Origin of the sequence: Aquirufa antheringensis (assembly GCF_023921165.1) — a bacterium.
Lineage (GTDB): Bacteria > Bacteroidota > Bacteroidia > Cytophagales > Spirosomataceae > Aquirufa > Aquirufa antheringensis.
The window spans coordinates 2,432,344-2,453,534 of record NZ_CP049835.1 but is presented as its reverse complement, the minus strand read 5'-3'; the positions used below and the strand labels follow the sequence as shown (position 1 = coordinate 2,453,534).

The window sequence follows — 21,191 nt, the reverse complement described above, 5'->3', positions numbered from 1 at the left end:
TTAAAGGAATTCACCTTAGCTTATATTATATACGTTTATTATGGTTCTTAATTAAGAAAACGACTACCTTTTTTCTTAAGCGGGGAGACAAAAATAGTAAAATAAGATGTCGTTCCAAATTTGAAATCGAAAATAAATCCAGTTTTTTTTCGAAAAAAAAGACGCTAAAATTTGCTTCTAAAAATTGTTCAAATTAAGTGTGGTTTAATCATTCTTTAACTTGAAAAAGTATAAGAAAATTATTTTATAACAAGAAGAGCGGAAGGCAGTATTGCTATCTCAATGGTCCCCGATTGGAGTAGGAGACTTTCGCCATCAAGGTGATAGGGAATTCCTACAGGTGCATCAATTTGTAATGATTTGATGGAAGAGATCGTGACTAAAGGATTGTAAGGCAGGTTTTTACGAAATAGACTTATTCCAAGATTAGTAATAGTCCAGAATGATCCTGGCTTTATGTAAATTGATTCTAATTGACCATCTTGCAAGTCAGATTCAGGAGATATGTAGGCATTGTTTCCAAATTGATTGGCATTAGCTACTGTGAAAGAGAATGTGGGACCTTTGCCTTTGATTTCGATGGGCCGATAAGAGCGCAAGGAGACAATGCTTGAATAGACATAATTAAAGAATCCTCGTTTACCTCTCTTTGCAAAATGAGCTGCCACATAAGCATCAAATCCGATTCCGGCGGTACAAAAGAAGGGGCGATCATTCCATTTACCAGCATCAATACCTATTATGGTGCCATATAAAGCCTTATTTAGCGCTTTTTCGAAAGGAAAGGGAATTCCTAAATGTCTTGCTAATCCATTCCCTGATCCCATAGGTATAATTCCTAATGGAATGTGGCTATACAATAAGGAGGAAGCGACTTCATTGATGGTTCCATCCCCGCCCACAGCCACAATTTTAGAGGCTCCTTCTGTAATAGCTTGTTTTGTTAATTCAGAAGCATGGTTTACTCGTTCCGTCTGCCAAATCTTGGAATTAGGGATAGCCTGCAACAGGTTGATTATTCTAGCCCTCTTTTGCGGAGAATTAGTTCCTGCGTTTGGGTTAAGAATAAAGTGAATCATGCGTTTAATTTAATTTTGTACAAAAATAGAATCAAATTTTGGTTTAATTTTACAAAAAATGATCAATCTATGTTAGAAGTTGGAAACTCTTATGAGATCGAATTCTCGTTCACTCAGGAACAAGTAAATGATTTCTGTAAAATATCGGGCGACTTTAATCCTTTGCATTGGGATGAAGCTTATGCCGCTACTACACCCTTTAAAAAGCCCATTATTCATGGAGCTCTCATTGCGAGTGTTTTCTCTCGCGTGATGGGAATGGAGTTTCCTGGTGAGGGCAGTGTTTATTTAAAGCAAGTTTCAGAATTTAAGCGTCCCTTATTTGTGGGCACTACCTACAAGGCTAAATTTGAAATTGTGAGTACTAATCCAGCTAAACATACCGCTGAAATAGCAACCCAAGTTTTTGAACTTGAACGTGGTAAACTGATGGTGGATGGTTTCGCATCTGCTCTGCATACTGAACTCTTTTAAACAAAAAAAAGCCCGATGAAAATCGGGCTTTCTTTATCAAGAGGGGAAAAATTATTTTCCTGAGTTTTTCTTGTCTTGAACTTCAGTACGAATTTCTTGTGCTAAAGTCTTCAATTGTTGTAAACCACCTCTTACGCGAGTACCAGCTGCTTGATTTCCTTTATCGTAGAATTTTTCGAAATCTCCTTCTAAAGATAAAATTAAGTCCTTTACTTGTGCAAATCTACTCATGATAATTTGTTTTTTAGGTTGTGTAAATAATATTAGATTGTCTTTATGCCCTTAAATGAGCTTTAATAAGCGAAATTTAGTAAAAAACTTGTTGTGTGCAAATTAAAATCAAGAAAAAACAGAAAAAAAATTGAAAAAAGTACAATTTTTTCTTATTCAACCGTTAAATCAATCAATTATTGGGCATAGTAGCCAGATTTCAATCTTTCTTGCACTTCAGCAAAGCAATTGCAGGTATATTCTATATCCGCTAAGCTGTGAGAAGAGGTAGGAATGATTCTTAACATGATTTGGCCTTTAGGAACTACTGGATAAACGACAATGCTACAGAATATACCCATGTTTTCGCGTAAGTCACGTACTAGTTTGGTTACCGCAGCAATATCATATTCACCATGTAAGAATACGGGTGTTACAGGAGACTGAGTTTCTCCGATATCAAATCCTTTCTCTTTTAACCCCTTTTGTAAGGCACGTACATTAGCCCATAAGGTTTCTCTTAATTCTGGATGTTTTTTGATCAACTCTAAACGTTTCATGCCACCGATGACAAAAGGCATAGGTAATGCTTTTGCATAGGTTTGAGAACGCATATTGTATTTTAAATACATGATAATCTCCTTAGGTGCCGCAACGAAGGCTCCAATAGCAGCCATAGATTTAGCAAATGTGGAGAAGTATAAATCGATACCTTCTGTACAGTTTAAATATTCACCTACTCCTTTTCCATTGTCACCCATGGTTCCAAAACCGTGAGCATCATCTACTAACATACGGAAATTGAAGTCTTTTTTCATTTCCACAATCTTGTCTAGGGACCCTACTTTTCCTGACATCCCAAAAACTCCTTCCGTAATCACTAAAATACCACCTCCCGTTTCGTTGGTAATTTTAGTCGCACGCTCTAAGTTCTTGCGCAATGAATCCATGTCATTGTGGTTGAACTTATAGTATTGACCCATTTTCGCCTTGTGAAGACGTATTCCATCAATTAAACAGGCATGAGACTCTGCGTCATATACGATCACATCTTTGTGATCGACCATGCATTCGATTACTGACATAACGCCTTGGTATCCGTAGTTTAGTAAGAATGCATCCTCTTTTCCAACGAATTCAGCCAATTGACGCTCAAATTCTTCATGCTCATCTGTATTACCAGACATCATTCGAGCTCCCATAGGGTAGGCTAAACCGTATTTAGCGGTAGCTTCAGCATCGGCTTTTCTTACTTCTGGATGATTCGCAAGTCCTAAATAGTTATTTAAAGACCAGTTTAACATTTCTTTGCCCATGAAAGTCATTCTAGGGCCTAATTCTCCTGTTAATTTTGGGAATGAAAAATAATGATGGGAATAATGGGCATGTGCACCGATGGGTCCCATGTTATTAACTACCTTCTCGAAAATATCCACTGTTAGTCTACGTTTTATTGAAAAATTCTTTAAATAATCACAAAGTTAAATTATATTTTTATTATCGCAATGTTAGTAAATCATCGGATTCTATTAATTTGTCGATTCATTTCAAAACAAACTTAAAATGACTAAGTATTTTCTCCTTCTCACGCTACATTTTTCTCTTTTGGCTCAAATCACTCAGAAACCTCTCCTGGAAGGAAAGAATGGTATGGTGGTTTCTACCCATCCTGCGGCTTCTGAAATTGGTTTAGCGATCTTGAAAAATGGAGGAAATGCGGTAGATGCAGCTGTGGCTGTGAATTTTGCTTTAGCTGTGGCTCATCCATCTGCAGGGAATATTGGTGGGGGAGGATTTCTCGTTTACCGGGATAAATCTGGTGCCGTTAAGGCATTAGATTATCGGGAAAAAGCTCCTTTAGCGGCGAGCAGAGATATGTATTTAGATCCTGAGGGTAATATTATTCCAGGTAAAAGTATGACTGGAATATTTTCAGTAGGAGTTCCAGGTACAGTGGCAGGGATGCAAGAAATGCACGCAAAATTAGGTCGCTTGCCATGGGAAGCGCTTTTAAAGCCGGCAGTAGCTTTAGCTAGAAATGGTTTAGTGCTGACTGAAAAAGAAGCTAGAGGTTTAAATCGCCAGAGAACAGAGTTTATAAAAGAGAATCCAGGAAAGAATTATTTACTATCGGCTGAGGGGAAAGAGTGGAAGGCAGGTGATTTGTTAGTGCAGGAGGATTTAGCGAATACGTTAGAGTTAATCCTGAGAAAGAAGGCCAAAGGTTTCTATAAAGGCCCAACCGCTCGAAATATCGTGAGAGAAATGAAATCAAAAAATGGCATCATTTCGAAGAAGGATTTACGTCATTACCAGGCTGTTTGGCGTACCCCTATCAAGAGTCAATACAAGAATTACCAGATCATTGGAATGCCGCCACCCAGCAGTGGAGGAGTAGCCTTTGCGCAATTATTACAAATGGTTGCCCCTTACTCGCTTAAAAATTGGGGTCCTACCTCTGATTCGACGATTCAGGTGATGGTCGAAGCAGAGCGGCGTGTGTATGCGGATCGCGCGAAGTGGTTAGGGGATCCGGATTTTGTCAAAGTACCTGTAGCTGAATTAATCGATTCGACTTATGCTACTTCTCGTATGTCTTCGATGAATTTTAATCAGGCCACTAAGAGTTCTGACATTCAGGCTGGAGTTTTTCCGGGTTACGAGAGTCCCGAAACGACGCATTATAGCATTGTGGACGGGGAAGGAAATGCAGTGTCTATCACCACTACGTTGAATAATTCTTATGGTTCTAAAGTATTTGTGGGTGGATCAGGTTTCCTTTTGAATGATGAGATGGATGATTTTTCTGCCAAAGCAGGTGCGCCTAATCTCTATGGTTTAATCGGTTCAAAGGCGAATGAGATTCAACCTAACAAGCGTATGCTTTCTAGTATGACTCCTACTATTGTGGAGGAAAACGGTAAATTAAAAATGGTGGTGGGGACTCCAGGAGGCTCAACAATTATTACGAGTGTCTTTCAAGTGGTTTTGAATACCTTGGAAATGGGGATGAATATGCAACAAGCGGTAGAATATCCTCGTTTTCATCACCAATGGTTGCCAGAGAAAATTACGTCAGAACCGAATCGTTTTTCAGCAGAACAACAAGTTCGCCTTCAATCAAAAGGGTATACTTTTGCGCCTGTTTCGGCTATTGGTTTAGTAGAAGGAATTTTAGTGTTACCGAATGGGAACCTGCAAGGTGGTGCAGATTCCCGTGGGGATGATACCGTGTCTGCTTATTGAAATAAGGTAGCGACGAAATAGGCGGCAGCGGCGGCTGCCGCACCTATAGAGGTTACTTTTAATGATCCGATGATGGGGTTTTGGCCGGTTACTTTGCTCTTAAAGTAGCCAAATACCAACAAGGCTAAAATGGTTACTTCGGCAGAGTAGATTAAACCATCCTGTGGTTTTTCCACATAGAAATAAGGAATAAGGGGAATGAAACCTCCCATGATATAGGAGATACCAATAGTTAAGGCCGAATTTCTAGCACGATTTGGGTTAGGGCGCTCTAGCCCTAATTCGAAGCGCATCATGAAATCGACCCACTTATCCTTGTCTTTGGAAATACATTCTACGACAATTTCTTGTGCCTCAGGGCTCAAACCATAATCTTCAAATACATCTCTAATTTCTTGTTTTTCTCTCTCTGGCACGCGTTCAACTTCGTCGTATTCGCGTTTCAATTCTGACTCGTAGTGCTCTTGTTCTGTTTGGCCAGCTAAATAACCGCCTAAACCCATCGCAATAGATCCGGCAACAATTTCAGCAACACCAGCCGTGGTCACGATGCTAGCTGAATCAACAGCACCAGAAAGGCCCGCGGCAAGAGCAAATGGCACAGTCAATCCATCTGACATCCCTATCACAACGTCAGTGATAAAATCAGAACTTTTCAGGTGTTTCTCGTATAAGTGGTGATCGTGTGAATCCATATTTTATCGGATGCCGTGCATCATTTTTTTAAGTGGTCCATTAGCAAGTCCAAACAGTAGAATGGAGGCAATTCCTGCCATGATGACAAATACAATGAAAAAATCGTAGAGGTTTTTGATCTCAAAACCAAGGAAACTTGGGAAGACGGTTTGGCCTACTACCGCAGTGGCAGGAGGTAATAAAGCGCCTAGCGTTCCAGATAAAGCATAACCAGCCGCATTAGCTAAGAACCAAACACCCATCAATAAAGAGGAGAATCGCTTAGGCGCTAACTTAGAAACTAAGGACAATCCGATGGGTGAGAGACTCAATTCACCCATGGTATGGAATAAATACATAATGAATAACCAAATAACCCCTAGTTTGTCTGTACCTAAGTTTTTCACTTTTATCGCGATGATCAAGTAACCAATGGCTAATAACAGTAATCCGATGGCTTGTTTACCTGGTGAATTGGGTTCAATTCCTTTTTTTGCAAGACGCATCCAAAGCCAAGAGAAAGGGAAAGCTAAGATGATGATGAAAAAGGAATTAGCGTTTTGGACAGAACTAGGAGGTAATTGGATGCCAAAGAAGTTCAAATCCGTTTGTTGATCTGCAATAAAGGTCAGTGATGATCCAGCTTGCTCATAGGCTGCCCAAAAGAAAATCACAAAGAAGGCTACAAAGTACATCACCCAAATTCGATCTCTTTCAATTTTGGTTAAGGTTTTGTCCCTCATTATCAAGAATGCTAAGCTGATTCCCGCTGAATAGATAACAGGATAAATCCAGTCTTTGATCGGATTAGCCACTTCAGTGACGAATAAATAATGAAATCCGATGATTAGACCAATAAATAAGGCGCTGGAAATAACGATGGATTGAGTCGAGAACTCTGCTTTTTCTGTCTCCTCATCTGCTGATTTAATGGCGCTAAAGGTAGGGGCTAAACCTATTTCACTTCCATCTGGAGCCTTTAAAAATACCCCCTTTAAAAGGATGAATAAGATGGTTCCAATTAACATCGCAGCTCCAGCTGCTAAAAAGCCCCATTTAAAAGCTTCAATAACACGAACACCATCCACTTTAACATCCCCTAACCAAGGACAAATAAGCATGCCCAGCATGGCTCCTGTGTTTATCCCCATATAAAAGATAGTGAAAGCAGCATCTAAACGACTATCTCCTTTTTTATACAGTTGGCCCACCATGGAAGAGATATTCGGTTTAAAGAAGCCATTGCCTAAGATTAAAAATACTAAACCACCCCACATTAAATTCGTGGCAAAAGGGACGTCTAGCTTGAAAGTACTGGCAGAACTAAATAACAAGAGCTGGCCTATCGCCATCGCAAATCCCCCGCCTATAATACTGTTGCGATTACCAACGTAACGGTCTGAGATATAACCGCCCAGCATAGGAGTTAGATAACTAAGCCCTAAAAATCCACCATATAAAATGGCGGCCTCGTCTTGTTTAAAGGAAAGTGCACTTACTAAAAAGAGAGATAAGATGGCGCGCATTCCATAAAAATTGAAGCGCTCCCACATTTCGGTGGAGTAAAGAAAATAAAGTCCTTTAGGATGAGAGGTACTGTTTGCTGACATATAGGGTTACTGAATTTTTGATGACAAGATACAAGAAATTCGAGATAGATGTGAAACCTTTTTTGTAATATTGTCAATTCATTTCGGTAAACATCCTATGGGCAAAACAATCGCGATTGCAAATCAAAAAGGGGGAGTAGGGAAAACAACGACTGCTATTAATTTAGCTGCCAGTTTAGCTGCTTTTGAATTTAAAACCTTGTTGATAGATGCGGATCCACAGGCTAATTCTACTTCTGGATTAGGATTTAATCCGAAAGAAGTAAAAAATAGTATCTACGAATGTATGGTAGGACTTTCTACCGTTCAAGATAGTATTTTACCCACTGAAGTTCCTTTTTTAGATATTATTCCTTCTCACATTGATCTAGTAGGTGCGGAGATTGAAATGATCAATCTAAATAACCGGGAACGGAAGATGAAAGAAGCTTTAGAAGCCGTGAAAGATCAATATGATTTCATCATAATGGATTGTTCGCCTTCACTAGGTTTAATTACGATTAATAGCCTTACAGCTGCAGATTCGGTGATTATTCCCGTGCAATGTGAATATTATGCGCTAGAGGGTTTGGGTAAATTACTGAATACGATTAAGATTATACAGTCACGTTTGAATACCGCTTTAGTGATCGAGGGGATTTTATTAACGATGTACGATTTGCGTTTGCGCTTATCTAATCAGGTGGTTAATGAAGTGAATTCTCACTTTAAGAATATGGTTTTTGAGACAATTATTCCGCGTAATATTCGTTTGTCTGAGTCACCTAGTTTTGGGGTTCCGGCTATTTTACACGATGCGGACAGTAAGGGGGCGATTAGTTATTTGAATTTAGCCAAAGAGATTATTCGTAAGAATGGTTTATTAGTGACCATCTAGGTACAGCAATATGAGTGCAAAGCAAGAAAATACAAAGAAGAGAACGGGTTTAGGTCGAGGTTTAGGGGCCTTGTTAGAAGATTCTGATGGGGGCGGCTTGCAAGCACGTCATCCCTCTGATTTTGCAGGAAGTCTAGAAGGAGTGAATTTAATGGATGAGATTTCTCTGGAATTAATTGAAACGAATCCATTTCAACCCCGTGAATATTTTGCACCCGAGGCTTTGCAAGAATTAGCGGAATCGATACGTGTTCAAGGAATTATTCAACCCATTACGGTTCGGAAAGTTTCTGCTAAAAAATACCAATTAATTTCTGGGGAACGTCGTTTTCAAGCTTCTAAACTGGCTGGTTTAAAGACAATTCCGGCTTATGTTCGGACGGCTGACGATCAACAAATGATCGAAATGGCCTTGATTGAGAACATTCAACGGGAGAACCTGAATGCCATCGAGATCGCACTTTCCTACAAGCGATTGATGGAGGAATGCGATCTAAAGCAAGAGGATTTAGGAGCTCGTGTAGGTAAGAATCGTTCTACGGTAACGAATTATATGCGATTGTTGAAATTACCACCGCATATTCAAGTAGCGATCAGGGATACTAAATTATCGATGGGACACGCTCGCTGTTTAGTTTCATTGGAAGATACAGTTTTGCAAAATACCTTGTTCCAAAAGGCCATTGCTGAAGACTGGTCCGTTCGTCGTTTAGAAGATGCGGTTCGCCAATCGGGAAATATGGATACTCCAGCCACTGGATCGGCTACCGTTAAAGTATCTACTCAGGAACTACAAGCATGGCAATCCACGCTTAAATCCTTCTTCAATGCACCTGTTGCTTTGAAAATGAATGAAAAAGGGGAAGGGGAGATCAAGTTAAGTTTCAAATCGAAAGAAGAACTTTTAACCATTCTTAACAGAGTTCAATAATGTACTTGAAGTACTTTCTTCTAGTTTTGTTACTGCCTTTTAGTGTAGCCTCTATGGATTTAAAGGATTCTGTCCAATTAAAACCGGTGGTAAAACCGTATAAAATCATTCCGCGACAAGCCACGCTTAAGTCCTTAATGATCCCAGGCTGGGGGCAATTGTATAATCGACAGTATTGGAAATTACCGTTAGTGGCTGGCGCTTTTGTGTCGTTAGGAATGATTGCAAATTGGAATGATGTACGATATGCAAAGTATAGAGCGTATTATTACCAGGTGTCCACTCATGTAGATGACCCTACCTACAAACCTCCAACCACGGTCGCTGTACCCTATGAAGATGGTACGATTCGTGATTTAGATGTGAATCAGTTAAAGCGTTTAACGGATGGGTATAGAAGAAATAGAGATTATACCTATATTGGAATGGTATTAGCGTGGACCTTGAATGTGGTGGATGCGAATGTAAGTGCTCATTTGAAAACATTTGATGTTTCGGATGATATCAGTTTAAAGGTAAAGCCTACGGTAGATTACCAGCCTTTTTCCCAAAGTTTGGTCTCGGGCATTACCTTGTCATTTAATTTTAAATAAAGATGAAGATAGTTTTAATCGGGTATGGTAAAATGGGCAAGGAGATCGAGCGTTTAGCGTTAGGTCGTGGCCATTCTATCGTAGCTAAAATAGATGTAGATAATCAGGCTGATTTGCTGAATTTATCTGCCGTTGAAGTGGATGTTGCCATTGAATTTTCTAACCCAGCTTCTGCTTATGCGAATATCCTGACGTGTATTCATAAGCAAATTCCTGTGGTTTGCGGTACAACGGGTTGGTTAGAGAAGAAGGCTGAAGTAGAGACTTTGACCCAAGAAATGAACTCGACTTTCTTTTATGCTTCGAACTATTCGATCGGGGTGAACTTGTTCTTTCGTTTGAATAAGAGGCTGGCTCAATTGATGGCACCACACAAGGAATACGATATTTATACGAATGAGATCCATCATTTAGAGAAGAAAGATTCACCTAGTGGAACGGCGATAACTATCGCAGAAGGTATCATGGAAGCCTATGCAACGAAGGACAAATGGGTAAATAATGAGATTCCAGCAGCGAATGAGGTGGCTATATGGTCGCAACGTGAGTCAATTATTCCAGGGACTCATACGGTAAAGTATATTTCCAAAGTGGATCAAATTGAAATCACTCACGAGGCATTTAGCCGTGAAGGATTTGCCTTGGGTGCTGTCATTGCAGCGGAGTGGATACAAGATAAAAAAGGAGTCCTAGGTATGGACGATATGTTAAAATAAGATGAAGGAAACGAAAGAAACACCTAAAAAACAAAAATCGGCCTTCAGAGAATGGCTAGATTCAGTCGCATTCGCTGTAGTGGCAGCCACTTTAATTCGATTTTTTGTCTTCGAAGCTTATACTATTCCGACTCCTTCGATGGAGGGTTCTTTGATGGTAGGAGACTTCCTGTTTGTAAGCAAATTGCATTACGGTGTACGGACTCCTAAGACACCTTTACAATTGCCTTTGACGCATCAGAAAATTTGGTTCACGAATATTCCTTCTTATTTACGTTGGTTAGATTTACCTATTTACCGTCTTCCTGGGTTTTCTTCAGTGAAGCAAGGCGACGCGGTAGTCTTTAATGTGCCTAATTTTGAGGAGGATGGTGATGCGCCTGTTGATTTACGTACGTTTTATGTGAAGCGCTGTGTGGCGACTCCGGGTGATGTTTTGGAAGTTCGCGACCAACAAGTACTTGTGAATGGTAAAGCGATGGAAAATCCCGTTCGGATGCAACATCCGATCTTTATGAAGACTAAAGAGAATTTAGAAGAGAAATTCTTCGAGACTTATGGTATTCGCAATGCACCAGATGCAAGCTATGACTCTGCGGATTGGTTGCCTTTAGCTGAGCCTGATTCACAAAATGTGCTTTGGGGTTATAAGTTGAATACGTCTAAGGCAATGATGGAGGAGATGCAAGCCTTGCCTTTCAACAAAACATTTGATACGAATCTATTCAAAGATCCTAAGGGTGTAACTTTTGTGGATATTTTCCCGCACGATACCACTTTATACAAATGGAACCGTGATTTTTATGGTCCTTTGAAAGTTCCTGCTAAAGGATTAACGGTCCCTTTGACACCAGGAAACGTGGCTCTGTATAGCGAAGCGATTCAGAAATACGAAGGAAATAAGAATGTAGTGGTTAGCGGATATCAAATTTCGATTGATGGTAAGGCCATTACTTCGTATACCTTCAAGCAGGATTACTATTTTATGATGGGTGATAATCGCCATAACTCGGCTGATTCACGCTTCTGGGGTTTTGTACCTTCAGATCATATTGTAGGAAAAGCGTTCTTTGTTTGGATGTCGATTGACGCGAACAAGCCTTTATTCTCTTGGAAGTTTTGGGAGATTATACGCTGGAATCGACTATTTAGATTCGTAAACTAACAAAAAAGGCAGCTCTCGAGCTGCCTTTTTTGATTATAATACCTTCAGAACGAATCCCTTCAAGTAATTACTCTCTGGATGAAATAGGTTGATCGGGTGATCGGGTGATTGTGTCATTTGATGAATCACTTGGATTTCACGACCTACTGCGATCCCTGCAGCTACCAGCATATTGTAAAACAAATCGCGTGTAATGACTTGAGAGCAAGAATAGGTGAATAGTAAACCGTTTTTCTTGATTTTCTTTAACGCTAACTCGTTGATCTTTTGATAGCCCTGAAGTGCTTTGTGTTTCGCATTCATTGATTTAGCAAAGGCAGGTGGATCTAAAACGATGATGTCAAATTCGTCTTCATTGGCCTTTAAATAGGGTAGGGTTTCGCCTACAATAGCTTCGTGCTGCAAGCTTTGCATCTTATTCAATTCGATATTAGCTTTCACTAAATCGATGGCCTTAGCTGAGGCATCTAAAGAGATCACAGAGGTAGCTCCAGCCTCTAGGGCATACAATGAGAACCCGCCAGAATAACAGAAGGTATTAAGTACCGATTTGCCTTTCGCATATTTCGCTAAAAGGGCTCTGTTTTCGCGCTGGTCGATGAAGAAGCCTGTTTTTTGTCCGGTGATCCAGTTGATAGAGAAGGAGATTCCATTTTCTTTAACCGTGTAAGGAACCGCTACATCTCCATAAACGTATCCATTCGTGCAATTTTGTGCATATTCTGTAGGCAATGTCTCCCGACTTTTATCGTAAATGGCCTTGATCTTCTTCCCTAAGACTTCTTTTACAGCTTCCACGATCTCATCGCGATCACGGTGCATACCGATGGTGTGCGCTTGGAATACCAGTACATCTTTGTATAAATCCATAATTAAGCCTGGGCAGCCGTCTCCTTCACCATGAATGAGGCGAAAGGCATTGGTCTTTTCCAATGGCAAAAGTGCGCGTAAATCCCACGCATTCTGAATGCGTTTTTTCCAAAAATCACTCTTCGATTCGATTTCTTGAAAAGAGATGATTTTAACGGCAATACTCCCATTGTGGTAGTGACCTGTTCCTAGGAATTCGTCTCTAGAACTAACTACATTTACCCAGTCGCCATCTTGAAGATTGGGGCTTTGTTTTGCAATGGCGCCGGAAAATACCCAGGGGTGAAAACGTTTAACCGGAGCGTCTTTTCCCGGCTTCAATTGAATAAAAAGTGTGGATTTCATTTCACAAAATTGCAAAATTTATTCGAAAGATGGTTGGCCTGCAGAAAGCCAAGCAGAATACCAAAGATCTCCCACGTGTTTTACGGCTGCTTGGAACCGAGATTCGATTTGTCGATTTAGTGCCTTGTGGTACGCTAGACTATATTTTAGGCTCTGTATTTTGACTAAAGCTTGTCCCTTTTGTTCAAAACTATATTTTTCTCCTTCTTTTAAATCGGCGCTCACTTGGGTAGCCATAGAGAATAGGAGAGGTAGTTGTTTATGCGAAGCAAGTACCCACGTCCAAGCGCTATGTTGTACATCCGGAATGAAGGTGGCGGGTCCACTAAATTGATCTAATTGATTCCCTAAGATTTCGGGTATTCGAGATTCCCAAAAACTATGCAGTCCACCTTGGCCCGTTTTTTGACCATCATAATTCGAACTCGTATGCAAAGGGACGTGTGCGTCAGCTACATAGTGACCTAACTCTGCAGATAACTTGACGATTTGTAAGGTATCTTTTTGTATAAAGGCTTGAACTAAACGGGAATATACAATGGGAATATGCCAGGGTACGATGCCGTGCTTTCTTACTGAATCTTCTGATTTTTTGCGTAGCATTTGTTCCCAAGTGCTAAAACTAACTTGATTCAGATCGTATTGATCTAAATCGATATAATGCCGTGCAGCTTCAATATCTAGGATATAACGTCGCGAGTCGGGTAAGACAGCAAGCTCTTGTAACTCTTTTTGATGTCTTCGGTAAAAAGAATGTAAGGGGAAAGGTAGGGTATAGGTTGCCAATAAATTGATTTTTCGATGGCCAAAGAATCCCCAAGTGCTATAAGTTTCTGCGTGTACCGCTACAGAACACAGAATAAACATATAAATTTTAAGGTAGCGCTTGTTATTTAATTTCATATTGGTTACTTTTGCATTTCAATTTTGTAAAAAGAGAATTTTATTTAACAGATGGCAAATCATAAATCAGCACTAAAACGTATCCGTTCTAACGAAGCAAAGCGTTTACGTAATCGTTACCAACACAAATCAACTCGTACATTAATCAAGAAATTGAGATTGACGACTGAAAAATCTGTGGTGATCGAGCTTTTCAAACAAGTTTCTTCTTCTTTGGATAAATTGGCTAAGAAAAACATCATCCACAAGAATAAAGCTGCAAATCAAAAATCTAAATTAGCTAAGTTAGTGAACAAAGTAGCTGCTTAATAGTAGATTATCGAGATAGTGATAAACCCCTCCGCAAGAGGGGTTTATTCGTTTATATGGGTTACCTTTCTTGAATGAAAATCACCCAGAAAGAGGATATGCCTCGAGAAAAATTAGCTCGCGTAGGAGCAAGTGATATGTCGTTGGTTGAGATCTTGACCATTCTGATTGGTTCTGGGTTCGCAGAACATTCAGCTGCTGATTTAGCACAACTTTTGCTTAATGCCATCGATGGCGATTTGTGTTTATTAGCCCGTTACAATTCGTTTGATTTTAAAAAACTAAAGGGAATTGGTCCTGCGAAGGCAGCTTTACTTGTGGCGGCTTTAGAATTAGGGAGAAGACGTCAAATCTATGAATCTAGTTCCAAGCTAGTGATTCGGAATTCGGTAGATGCGTATAGCTTGATTAAGCCTTATCTAGCTGATTTGATACGAGAAGAGTTTTGGGTATTTCACCTAAATCGTGCCTCAACGGTGGTTTTAGCGGAGAAATTAAGTATGGGGGGAGTATCAGGAACTACCGTGGATCTTAGGTTATTGTACAAGTCTGCTTTAGAGCGATTGACTTCATCCATCATTTTAGCACATAATCATCCCAGTGATCAAATGCGTCCTAGTAAGTCAGATGTAGATTTAACGAAGCAAGTCGTGGCTGCAGGTAAGATATTTGATATTGATGTGGTGGATCACCTCATCATAGGGTCGTCTACTTTTTATAGCTTTGCAGACGATGGGAAATTAAACTAAAAGAGAGAGGATTATTTTCCTCTCTCTTTATAGATCTTTTGAAGTTTAGCACCTACTACAATTGAAATTGCGAATAAGATGATAAAAAACGCTGCTCCTGAATATCCCATTGTATTGTTGTTTAATGATGCAAATTTACAAATTATTTTAAAGAAGTCCTTTGGTACTTGGCAAAGAATCTAAATTTTTTCGATCGCGGTTTACGGCAATTTTGATGGCCTTAGCAAAGCCTTTAAAGATTGCCTCAATTTTATGGTGCTCGTTATCTCCAGTAGCTTGAATGTTTAGGTTACATCTTGCTCCATCTGAAAAGGATTTGAAGAAATGATGAAACATCTCAGTAGGCATTTCACCGATCATTTCTCGTTTAAAACTAGCCTCCCAAACTAACCAATTGCGACCGGAGAAATCAATGGCAACTTGTGCTAAACAATCATCCATGGGCAACAAAAAACCGTAGCGTTCTATCCCTTTCTTATTCCCTAAAGCTAAGGCAAAAGCCTCGCCTAAGGCTATACCCGTATCTTCGATCGTGTGGTGTTCGTCTATATGAAGGTCTCCATTCACTTTAACCGCTAAATCGAGATTACCGTGTTTCGCTATTTGGTCTAACATATGATCGAAAAAGCCTAAGCCAGTTTCGTTCTTAGCAACTCCTTTTCCATCTAAATTTAGGTCAATGGCAATTTTAGTTTCGTGCGTATTGCGTTCATGAAACACTCGTCTAGCAGGCAATAAGAAAAATTCGTGTATTTCATTCCAATTGGTGCACTGTAATGCTGTAAAAGGCAGCAATTCAGCAGGGATTTCGAGGTCGCCGATGAAAATACCTTTGGCACCTAAATTCTTCGCAAGTTCAATATCTGTCAAACGATCTCCGATGACAAAAGAATTCGCTAAATCATACTCATTTGTGAAATATTCGCCCAATAAACCAATACCAGGTTTACGCGTCGGTTTATTTTCGTGTGGAAAACTGCGATCAATGTGAATCTGTTGGAAGATGATACCTTCCGATGCGAAGATGTCTAACATCTTTTGGTGTGCTGGCCAAAAAGTTTCTTCTGGAAAAGAATCCGTCCCTAAACCATCCTGATTGGTCACCATCACTAATTCGTAGTCAGCAATCGTGTCTATTTTCTTCAGATTAGAGATAACCCCAGGCAAGAAGGCCAGTTTTTCAAAACTATCCACTTGTTGGTCAATTACAGGTTCTTCAATTAAAGTCCCATCTCTATCAATAAATAACACCTTTTTCATCTTACAAAGGTAAGCAAATAAAAAAAATAAGGTAATTTTGTGTTAGAAATAATCCATATGAGCCAGGTTTTTACATTAATCACACCCGAAGAAAAAGCATTTTTTGCAAAGCGTCTTGCAGATCTTTGTACAGAGAAGCAGGAAAAGGTGCTAGAATTGATTCCTGCCTTCGAAGCGGTTGTTTTAGGGAGTGTATTAAAGTTATTCCGAAATCGGATTCGCTTCAATGCGCTCTATAATTTTATGTTAGCGAAATCGGCTCCTCAAGAAGAAGTGGCTAAGTTATTAAGTTCAGGGAAGGGGATGCCGGATTATGAAGCATTGTATCGCTTTGGAGAAGGAATGATGGGGGTTTTGTTGCCGGATAAGAAAAGTGCGATTGCTACTTTATTAGGAGGTCAATTAGGGGCCAAAAGTTCGACAATCATCAAAGGTTTAACCTTAAGTTATGCTTTATACGGTTACCGGTTGAAGGAGTTTGATTATGATGCATTGCGTGATTACAAATCTTTTGGTGAGTTTTATCAGCCATATACCTCTGATTTCTATGCCTTAACGCCCGCTAAAATTCAAGTGGCACTAGTCGACATCTTAGTTTTAAATGACGTGTTAAAAGGGGATTCATTTGTATTTGATGAGCCGTTTGTTGCAGCTGATGATCGCCCTGCCCGTAATTACAAATTGATTGCCGCTGTGATAGCTGGAATCGTGTTACTAGCTATCGGATTGTTTTTTGCCTTCAGAAGCGGAGGGACAACTGAGGTGGTTGAAAAGGAGGATGCAGATCAAATTATTCCAATAGATAGCCTGAACAAACTAAATGATAGTCTAACGAAGGCGGTAGTAGATTCTGCGAAGGTTACTACTGATTCTCTGGTTACATTAACTTGGCCAGAAGGAAAACCTTTTCAGGTGCCTAAAGAATCTCTGGTGGTTGCGTTTCATGCCTATGTGACTGATTCTACAGTGGTTTCTCCTTTGGAATTAACCTGTACAGAGCTTGATTTTAGTGACAAGACAGAGCTGTTATCTTCTCCAACAACCTATTTGTTTAAACAAATTGCCTCTGGTATGAATAAATTTAAAGAGGTGGACGTCCAGGTACAAGTAGCTTCTGAAAAGGGGGCGATTGTAGCCAAAGAACACGCTTATGTGGTAAAGAATCGCTTAGTAGGTGAGGGGCTAAATCAGAAGCGAATTACAGTCGCTACTTTGCCTAATTCCTCGAATAATCAAATCATTTTCAGCTTTAAGAAGCGTTCTTCATTAAAATAGTACAATTTTATTGGATGCTAATTTATTAAACAGTATTTTTGTACTTTGTTTATTAAATACATCCGCAGGAACTCTCTTTTTTCCTTTATTCAAAGGCTATCGGCAGGAGTTAAATTACGGATGTGTTCGGGCATCGTAATTAAATATATCAAATGAGTGAAAAAATTCGCTTCGATTCGCTTCCATTGTCGGAAGGAATCCAAGAAGCAGTAAAAGAAATGGGCTTTGAGTTTGCTTCTCCCATCCAATCAGAAGCAATTCCTTTCGTTATGGAAGGTCGTGATGTCATCGGTCAAGCGCAGACAGGTACTGGTAAAACAGCCGCGTTCGGTATTCCGATGATTGAACATATTGTTCCTTTTGAGAAGTATGTTCAAGCAATCATCTTATGTCCTACGCGTGAATTAGCGGTTCAAGTTTCTGAGGAAATGAAGAAGTTGTCTAAGTTTACCAAGGGTGTTTGGGTGACGACGGTATATGGTGGAGATTCCATCGATCGTCAAATTAAGTCCTTGAAAGCAGGGGCTAACATCGTGGTGGGAACACCAGGTCGTGTTATCGACTTAATCGAGCGTCGTGCGTTGAAATTAAATCAAACATCGATGATCGTTTTAGATGAGGCGGATGAGATGTTAGATATGGGTTTCCGTGAGGATATCGAAAGTATTTTGGAAGAAATTCCCAATGAGCGTCAAACAGTCTTGTTCTCAGCGACTATGTCTAAGCCGATTATGGCCTTGACAAACCGTTATTTAACTAACCCTAAGTTAGTGAAGGTAGTGAAGAACGAAATCACGAACGTGAACATCGAGCAATTATACTACGATGTGAAAGGACGTGCTAAGATGGAAGTGACGACTCGTTTGATCGACTTCTATTCGTTGAAATTAGTCTTGATTTTCTGTAATCAAAAGAAACGTGTGGACGAAGTAGTGGAAGAATTGATGTTGCGTGGATACGCGGCTGAAGGTCTTCATGGTGACTTACGTCAATCACAACGTACCCAAGTAATGAATCGTTTCCGTGGAGGAAATGTGAGTTTCTTAGTGGCGACGGATGTGGCGGCACGTGGTTTGGACGTAGATAATGTGGATGCCGTAATCAATTACGATATTCCATTAGATGAAGAATATTATGTACACCGTATCGGTCGTACCGGTCGTGCCGGTAAGTCTGGTAAGGCATTTACGTTAGTCGTAGGAGCTGAGCGCAATCGTTTGCGTGATATCATGAATTATACGAAAGTAAAGATTGATAAAGGAGTGATTCCTACTTTCTCTGACGTAGTAGGTGTGAAAAAGGGTATGTTTATTGATCGGGTAGGTGCTACGATCGCTGAAGGCGGTTTAGAGTTATTCGATGACGCATTACCTAATTTCCAACATGCTGGTTTCACTGTGGAGCAAGTAGTGGCTGCGTTAGTGAAGATGAACATGGGTGTCGTGAAGAACGAATTCGGTGATGAAAATCTCGAGGGCGATATGGAACGTAGCTCACGTAAATATGGTCGTGATGAACGCGGCGGTGGCGGCGGTCGTTTCGAAAGAGGCGGTGGCGGTGATCGTTGGGGCGGTGGAGATCGTGGCGGTGATCGTCGCGGTGCTGGCCGTTTCGAAAGAGGTGGAGATCGTGGTGGAGACCGCGGTGGTCGTTTCGAAAGAGGCGGTGATCGTAACTCAGCACCTCGTGGCCCTCGTGTAGATCGCGATGGTAAGCCTTACAAATCAGATGAGAATATGGTACGTCTAGTGGTGAACATTGGATTTAACGAAAAAATCTCTCCATCGAATATCGTGGGAGCTTTTGCCGGAGAATCGGGTATTCCAGGAAACGTATTAGGTCAAATTCAAATCGAGAACAAACACACGTTTGTGGATGTACCGAAAGAATATGCGAATGTCGTATTAGACAAGATGAGCGGCGCCCAAATCAAGGGTAAGCGAGTGAACGTCGATATAGCGAAAGCAGACAAATAATCAAAAGGGGCTCAAATTGAGCCCCTTTTTTTAGTCCATTTTGCGTAAATAAAAATGTTGTTTAGGACAAATGGGTTTCAAGAATAAGAGCCCTAGCTCAAATAGATCAACAGTCTGAATCACCCCTTCATGTGAGTGTATTTCATTCCAAATTTTCTCTTGGCTGTGCGGTTTCTCAAATAGAAGGATGGTATTTTGAGGAATTTTGGCAATATCTTTATAGGATTGAATCTCCATAATCGTACAATCCGAATAACGATTTGCCAAGGCTTCTTTTAATTGAGAATAGCTTAATTGCCCTTTCAAATAGGGATTTAGCACTTCACAATACAGAGAATAGATCGATGGTGAATGTAATCCGTGTGCCGTTTGCGCCTTAAAATAGAATTGTAGCCGATTCATTAATTCAAATGGTAGGCTGGGATGAGCTCAAACGCGGGTATTTCCACTTTAAAAGTAGACTGATCCTCTAAATTCAGGAATACATAATGACCACTCATCTTACCAATAGAGGAAACTAATGGGCAACCAGAGGTATAAGTAAATGAATTGCCCGATTCTATAACGGGTTGTTGCCCTACGACGCCTAATCCATTCACCGTTTCTTTAGAACCAACGCCATCTATAATTTCCCAAAATCGACTCACCAATTGTCCTGGTTGATTACTTAAATTTTTGATTGTAATTTGGTAGGAGAAAAAATGCTTGTAGGGCGGATTAAGTTCAAATTCAGGTAGATGTGTCGTATCTACCGTAATTAAGAATCCGTTTGAATATGCTTCTGTCATCCTTTGAATTAGAATAATGAATAATGTAGGTGTAAAATTAGCCGAAACTTTGAATAATGATTGGAAAATGGTGTTGAATTCCACCATGTCTGAGGCTTATTTTCGAGACTTAGCTTTATTTTTAGACAAGGATGTGAATTCTTACAATGTATTTCCTCCTATAGATCAAATTTTGGCAGCTTTTCAACGCTGTAGTTTTGAGCAAACCAAAGTCGTTATTATTGGTCAAGATCCTTACCATGGTGCAGGTCAAGCGCAAGGTTTATCCTTTTCTGTTCCTCCTACTTTTCCTTTGCCACCTTCGCTTCGTAATATCTACAAAGAACTTTACGATGATTTGAGAATCATTCGAAATGACGGGGATTTGAGAAGCTGGGCGGATCAAGGTGTTTTACTACTGAATGCGGTTTTAACGGTTCGTTCTGGAGAACCTAATTCACACGCTAAACGAGGCTGGGAGGAATTCACTCAACAAGTCATCCAGATTTTAAATGAAGAGAAAGAAAACGTTGTTTTTGTTTTATGGGGTGCATACGCCCAAAAACTAGGCAAATACATTGATCCACAGCGCCACTTCATCATTCAAGCGGCTCATCCATCGCCTTTATCGGCTAATCGAGGTGGATTTTTTAAGACGAAGCCTTTTTCGAAGATTAATGAGTACCTGGTGGGGAGTGGCCAAGAGGTGATTGATTGGGCTTTATAAAGCTCAAAGAACAAAGCAAAAAGCACAAAGTTGGAATCGCCTTCGGCGATGAGTTTAGGAAATATTTATTTAACTAAGCCGCAGACGACTAAATCGCGAAGCGATGACTACTGTCCACTGTCCACTGGCTACTGTTTACACTCTCTTCAGTTGACTCGGAAAGTACACATACTGATTCGCGAATTCTTTTTGGAAAAATCCTGAGACGACTCCTTCGATGAATTCCTTGTGTCCTTCTTCGAATTCGGGTAACCAGCATTGCAAGGAGTAACCGTTTGAATCAGGCTCTTGATGTGAACTGATTTCAAATAAATGAATTTGATCGATGAAGGCTTGCTTCTCGATTTCTGGCATGATTATCGTCTTTAAGGCTCTTAATGCCGTTTCTGTGATGCTAGGCTCGATGAAAAGTGAGATGTTGTATTGAATCATGA

At 40.2% G+C, this 21,191-nt stretch carries 23 protein-coding genes; 12 read left to right on the top strand and 11 right to left on the bottom strand.

All coding sequences use genetic code 11. The features are described 5' to 3' along the window. Nucleotides 1-239 precede the first annotated feature (239 nt). A complete protein-coding gene (locus G9X63_RS11085) occupies nt 240-1,079 on the bottom strand; it encodes a diacylglycerol/lipid kinase family protein (protein WP_252623070.1) in 840 nt (279 codons plus the stop codon). Between the two features lie 69 nt (nt 1,080-1,148). On the opposite strand from G9X63_RS11085, the gene G9X63_RS11080 reads away from it, so the two are divergent. After that, complete coding sequence (locus G9X63_RS11080) at nt 1,149-1,553, top strand: MaoC family dehydratase (RefSeq protein WP_130923230.1); 405 nt, start codon at nt 1,149-1,151, stop codon at nt 1,551-1,553. 51 nt (nt 1,554-1,604) lie between these two features. On the opposite strand, the gene G9X63_RS11075 is transcribed toward G9X63_RS11080, so the two are convergent. After that, complete coding sequence (locus G9X63_RS11075; RefSeq protein WP_130896836.1) at nt 1,605-1,784, bottom strand: histone H1; 180 nt, start codon at nt 1,782-1,784, stop codon at nt 1,605-1,607. A gap of 176 nt (nt 1,785-1,960) precedes the next feature. Then, a complete protein-coding gene (locus tag G9X63_RS11070) occupies nt 1,961-3,199 on the bottom strand; it encodes an aminotransferase class I/II-fold pyridoxal phosphate-dependent enzyme (RefSeq protein WP_130896835.1) in 1,239 nt (412 codons plus the stop codon). 127 nt (nt 3,200-3,326) lie between these two features. On the opposite strand from G9X63_RS11070, the gene ggt reads away from it, so the two are divergent. After that, entirely contained in the window at nt 3,327-5,009 is a 1,683-nt protein-coding gene (ggt, locus tag G9X63_RS11065; protein WP_252623069.1) for a gamma-glutamyltransferase, read from the top strand. On the opposite strand, the gene G9X63_RS11060 is transcribed toward ggt, so the two are convergent. Both G9X63_RS11060 and G9X63_RS11055 read right to left on the bottom strand, forming a co-directional pair. Beyond that, on the bottom strand, nt 5,003-5,704 hold the full coding sequence (locus G9X63_RS11060) for a VIT1/CCC1 transporter family protein (protein WP_252623068.1): 702 nt from the start codon (nt 5,702-5,704) through the stop codon (nt 5,003-5,005). The genes ggt and G9X63_RS11060 overlap by 7 nt on opposite strands. Before the next feature lie 3 nt (nt 5,705-5,707). Beyond that, on the bottom strand, nt 5,708-7,294 hold the full coding sequence (locus G9X63_RS11055; protein WP_252623067.1) for a peptide MFS transporter: 1,587 nt from the start codon (nt 7,292-7,294) through the stop codon (nt 5,708-5,710). 97 nt (nt 7,295-7,391) lie between these two features. Here G9X63_RS11055 and G9X63_RS11050 point away from each other — a divergent pair, with 97 nt between their 5' ends. From G9X63_RS11050 to lepB, 5 genes are read left to right on the top strand one after another with little or no spacing between them, the layout of a single operon-like run. Beyond that, nucleotides 7,392-8,171, top strand: a complete 780-nt coding sequence (locus G9X63_RS11050; RefSeq protein WP_130896832.1) for a ParA family protein — start codon at nt 7,392-7,394, stop codon at nt 8,169-8,171. Between the two features lie 10 nt (nt 8,172-8,181). Then, nucleotides 8,182-9,102 carry a ParB/RepB/Spo0J family partition protein gene (locus tag G9X63_RS11045; RefSeq protein WP_130923234.1) on the top strand — a complete coding sequence of 307 codons (921 nt, stop codon included), beginning with the start codon at nt 8,182-8,184 and terminating at the stop codon, nt 9,100-9,102. 53 nt (nt 9,103-9,155) lie between these two features. Then, nucleotides 9,156-9,695, top strand: a complete 540-nt coding sequence (locus tag G9X63_RS11040) for a DUF5683 domain-containing protein (protein WP_130923235.1) — start codon at nt 9,156-9,158, stop codon at nt 9,693-9,695. A gap of 2 nt (nt 9,696-9,697) precedes the next feature. Then, nucleotides 9,698-10,411: a 4-hydroxy-tetrahydrodipicolinate reductase gene (gene dapB, locus G9X63_RS11035; RefSeq protein ID WP_252623066.1), complete on the top strand. Its 714-nt coding sequence runs from the start codon at nt 9,698-9,700 to the stop codon at nt 10,409-10,411. A 1-nt stretch (nt 10,412) separates the two neighbouring features. Then, the gene (gene lepB / locus G9X63_RS11030; RefSeq protein WP_252623065.1) at nt 10,413-11,576 is read left to right on the top strand and encodes a signal peptidase I; all 1,164 of its coding nucleotides are present in this window, start codon (nt 10,413-10,415) and stop codon (nt 11,574-11,576) included. 33 nt (nt 11,577-11,609) lie between these two features. Here the strand turns inward: lepB and G9X63_RS11025 are convergent, their stop codons facing one another. After that, nucleotides 11,610-12,791 carry a class I SAM-dependent rRNA methyltransferase gene (locus G9X63_RS11025; protein ID WP_252623062.1) on the bottom strand — a complete coding sequence of 394 codons (1,182 nt, stop codon included), beginning with the start codon at nt 12,789-12,791 and terminating at the stop codon, nt 11,610-11,612. An 18-nt stretch (nt 12,792-12,809) separates the two neighbouring features. Next, complete coding sequence (locus G9X63_RS11020; RefSeq protein WP_252623060.1) at nt 12,810-13,694, bottom strand: zinc dependent phospholipase C family protein; 885 nt, start codon at nt 13,692-13,694, stop codon at nt 12,810-12,812. 51 nt (nt 13,695-13,745) lie between these two features. Here G9X63_RS11020 and rpsT point away from each other — a divergent pair, with 51 nt between their 5' ends. Beyond that, entirely contained in the window at nt 13,746-14,003 is a 258-nt protein-coding gene (gene rpsT / locus G9X63_RS11015; protein WP_130896825.1) for a 30S ribosomal protein S20, read from the top strand. A gap of 74 nt (nt 14,004-14,077) precedes the next feature. Continuing rightward, complete coding sequence (locus G9X63_RS11010) at nt 14,078-14,752, top strand: JAB domain-containing protein (RefSeq protein ID WP_130896824.1); 675 nt, start codon at nt 14,078-14,080, stop codon at nt 14,750-14,752. A gap of 147 nt (nt 14,753-14,899) precedes the next feature. Here the strand turns inward: G9X63_RS11010 and hisB are convergent, their stop codons facing one another. Further along, nucleotides 14,900-16,012: a bifunctional histidinol-phosphatase/imidazoleglycerol-phosphate dehydratase HisB gene (hisB, locus tag G9X63_RS11005; protein WP_252623058.1), complete on the bottom strand. Its 1,113-nt coding sequence runs from the start codon at nt 16,010-16,012 to the stop codon at nt 14,900-14,902. Nucleotides 16,013-16,069: 57 nt separating this feature from the next. Here hisB and G9X63_RS11000 point away from each other — a divergent pair, with 57 nt between their 5' ends. Together G9X63_RS11000 and G9X63_RS10995 are read left to right on the top strand one after the other, a co-directional pair. Then, nucleotides 16,070-17,287, top strand: coding sequence for a hypothetical protein (locus G9X63_RS11000; protein ID WP_130923240.1), 1,218 nt, complete (start codon nt 16,070-16,072; stop codon nt 17,285-17,287). Nucleotides 17,288-17,439: 152 nt separating this feature from the next. Continuing rightward, nucleotides 17,440-19,263 (top strand): DEAD/DEAH box helicase, encoded by a 1,824-nt coding sequence (locus tag G9X63_RS10995; protein WP_130896821.1) that lies wholly within the window; start codon nt 17,440-17,442, stop codon nt 19,261-19,263. Nucleotides 19,264-19,293: 30 nt separating this feature from the next. On the opposite strand, the gene G9X63_RS10990 is transcribed toward G9X63_RS10995, so the two are convergent. Both G9X63_RS10990 and apaG read right to left on the bottom strand, forming a co-directional pair. After that, a complete protein-coding gene (locus G9X63_RS10990) occupies nt 19,294-19,665 on the bottom strand; it encodes a hypothetical protein (RefSeq protein ID WP_252623056.1) in 372 nt (123 codons plus the stop codon). After that, nucleotides 19,665-20,051, bottom strand: a complete 387-nt coding sequence (gene apaG, locus G9X63_RS10985) for a Co2+/Mg2+ efflux protein ApaG (protein WP_130896819.1) — start codon at nt 20,049-20,051, stop codon at nt 19,665-19,667. Before apaG ends, G9X63_RS10990 begins: the two co-directional genes overlap by 1 nt. 16 nt (nt 20,052-20,067) lie before the next feature. Between apaG and G9X63_RS10980 the strand changes: the two genes are divergently transcribed. Next, nucleotides 20,068-20,757: a uracil-DNA glycosylase gene (locus tag G9X63_RS10980; protein WP_252623054.1), complete on the top strand. Its 690-nt coding sequence runs from the start codon at nt 20,068-20,070 to the stop codon at nt 20,755-20,757. 135 nt (nt 20,758-20,892) lie between these two features. Here the strand turns inward: G9X63_RS10980 and G9X63_RS10975 are convergent, their stop codons facing one another. Continuing rightward, nucleotides 20,893-21,189, bottom strand: a complete 297-nt coding sequence (locus G9X63_RS10975) for a DUF4286 family protein (protein ID WP_130923245.1) — start codon at nt 21,187-21,189, stop codon at nt 20,893-20,895. Nucleotides 21,190-21,191: the final 2 nt, after the last annotated feature.

Coding starts and splice junctions, on each gene's coding strand:
- G9X63_RS11055 (WP_252623067.1), bottom strand. CDS start 7,294: ATGTCAGCAAACAGTACCTCTCATCCTAAAGGACTTTATTTTCTTTAC.
- G9X63_RS11020 (WP_252623060.1), bottom strand. CDS start 13,694: ATGAAATTAAATAACAAGCGCTACCTTAAAATTTATATGTTTATTCTG.
- G9X63_RS11060 (WP_252623068.1), bottom strand. CDS start 5,704: ATGGATTCACACGATCACCACTTATACGAGAAACACCTGAAAAGTTCT.
- G9X63_RS10975 (WP_130923245.1), bottom strand. CDS start 21,189: ATGATTCAATACAACATCTCACTTTTCATCGAGCCTAGCATCACAGAA.
- G9X63_RS11040 (WP_130923235.1), top strand. CDS start 9,156: ATGGATTTAAAGGATTCTGTCCAATTAAAACCGGTGGTAAAACCGTAT.
- apaG (WP_130896819.1), bottom strand. CDS start 20,051: ATGACAGAAGCATATTCAAACGGATTCTTAATTACGGTAGATACGACA.
- G9X63_RS11000 (WP_130923240.1), top strand. CDS start 16,070: ATGAGCCAGGTTTTTACATTAATCACACCCGAAGAAAAAGCATTTTTT.
- G9X63_RS11050 (WP_130896832.1), top strand. CDS start 7,392: ATGGGCAAAACAATCGCGATTGCAAATCAAAAAGGGGGAGTAGGGAAA.
- G9X63_RS11075 (WP_130896836.1), bottom strand. CDS start 1,784: ATGAGTAGATTTGCACAAGTAAAGGACTTAATTTTATCTTTAGAAGGA.
- G9X63_RS11080 (WP_130923230.1), top strand. CDS start 1,149: ATGTTAGAAGTTGGAAACTCTTATGAGATCGAATTCTCGTTCACTCAG.
- lepB (WP_252623065.1), top strand. CDS start 10,413: ATGAAGGAAACGAAAGAAACACCTAAAAAACAAAAATCGGCCTTCAGA.
- dapB (WP_252623066.1), top strand. CDS start 9,698: ATGAAGATAGTTTTAATCGGGTATGGTAAAATGGGCAAGGAGATCGAG.
- hisB (WP_252623058.1), bottom strand. CDS start 16,012: ATGAAAAAGGTGTTATTTATTGATAGAGATGGGACTTTAATTGAAGAA.
- ggt (WP_252623069.1), top strand. CDS start 3,327: ATGACTAAGTATTTTCTCCTTCTCACGCTACATTTTTCTCTTTTGGCT.
- G9X63_RS11085 (WP_252623070.1), bottom strand. CDS start 1,079: ATGATTCACTTTATTCTTAACCCAAACGCAGGAACTAATTCTCCGCAA.
- G9X63_RS11045 (WP_130923234.1), top strand. CDS start 8,182: ATGAGTGCAAAGCAAGAAAATACAAAGAAGAGAACGGGTTTAGGTCGA.
- G9X63_RS11025 (WP_252623062.1), bottom strand. CDS start 12,791: ATGAAATCCACACTTTTTATTCAATTGAAGCCGGGAAAAGACGCTCCG.
- G9X63_RS11010 (WP_130896824.1), top strand. CDS start 14,078: ATGAAAATCACCCAGAAAGAGGATATGCCTCGAGAAAAATTAGCTCGC.
- G9X63_RS10980 (WP_252623054.1), top strand. CDS start 20,068: ATGAATAATGTAGGTGTAAAATTAGCCGAAACTTTGAATAATGATTGG.
- rpsT (WP_130896825.1), top strand. CDS start 13,746: ATGGCAAATCATAAATCAGCACTAAAACGTATCCGTTCTAACGAAGCA.
- G9X63_RS10995 (WP_130896821.1), top strand. CDS start 17,440: ATGAGTGAAAAAATTCGCTTCGATTCGCTTCCATTGTCGGAAGGAATC.
- G9X63_RS10990 (WP_252623056.1), bottom strand. CDS start 19,665: ATGAATCGGCTACAATTCTATTTTAAGGCGCAAACGGCACACGGATTA.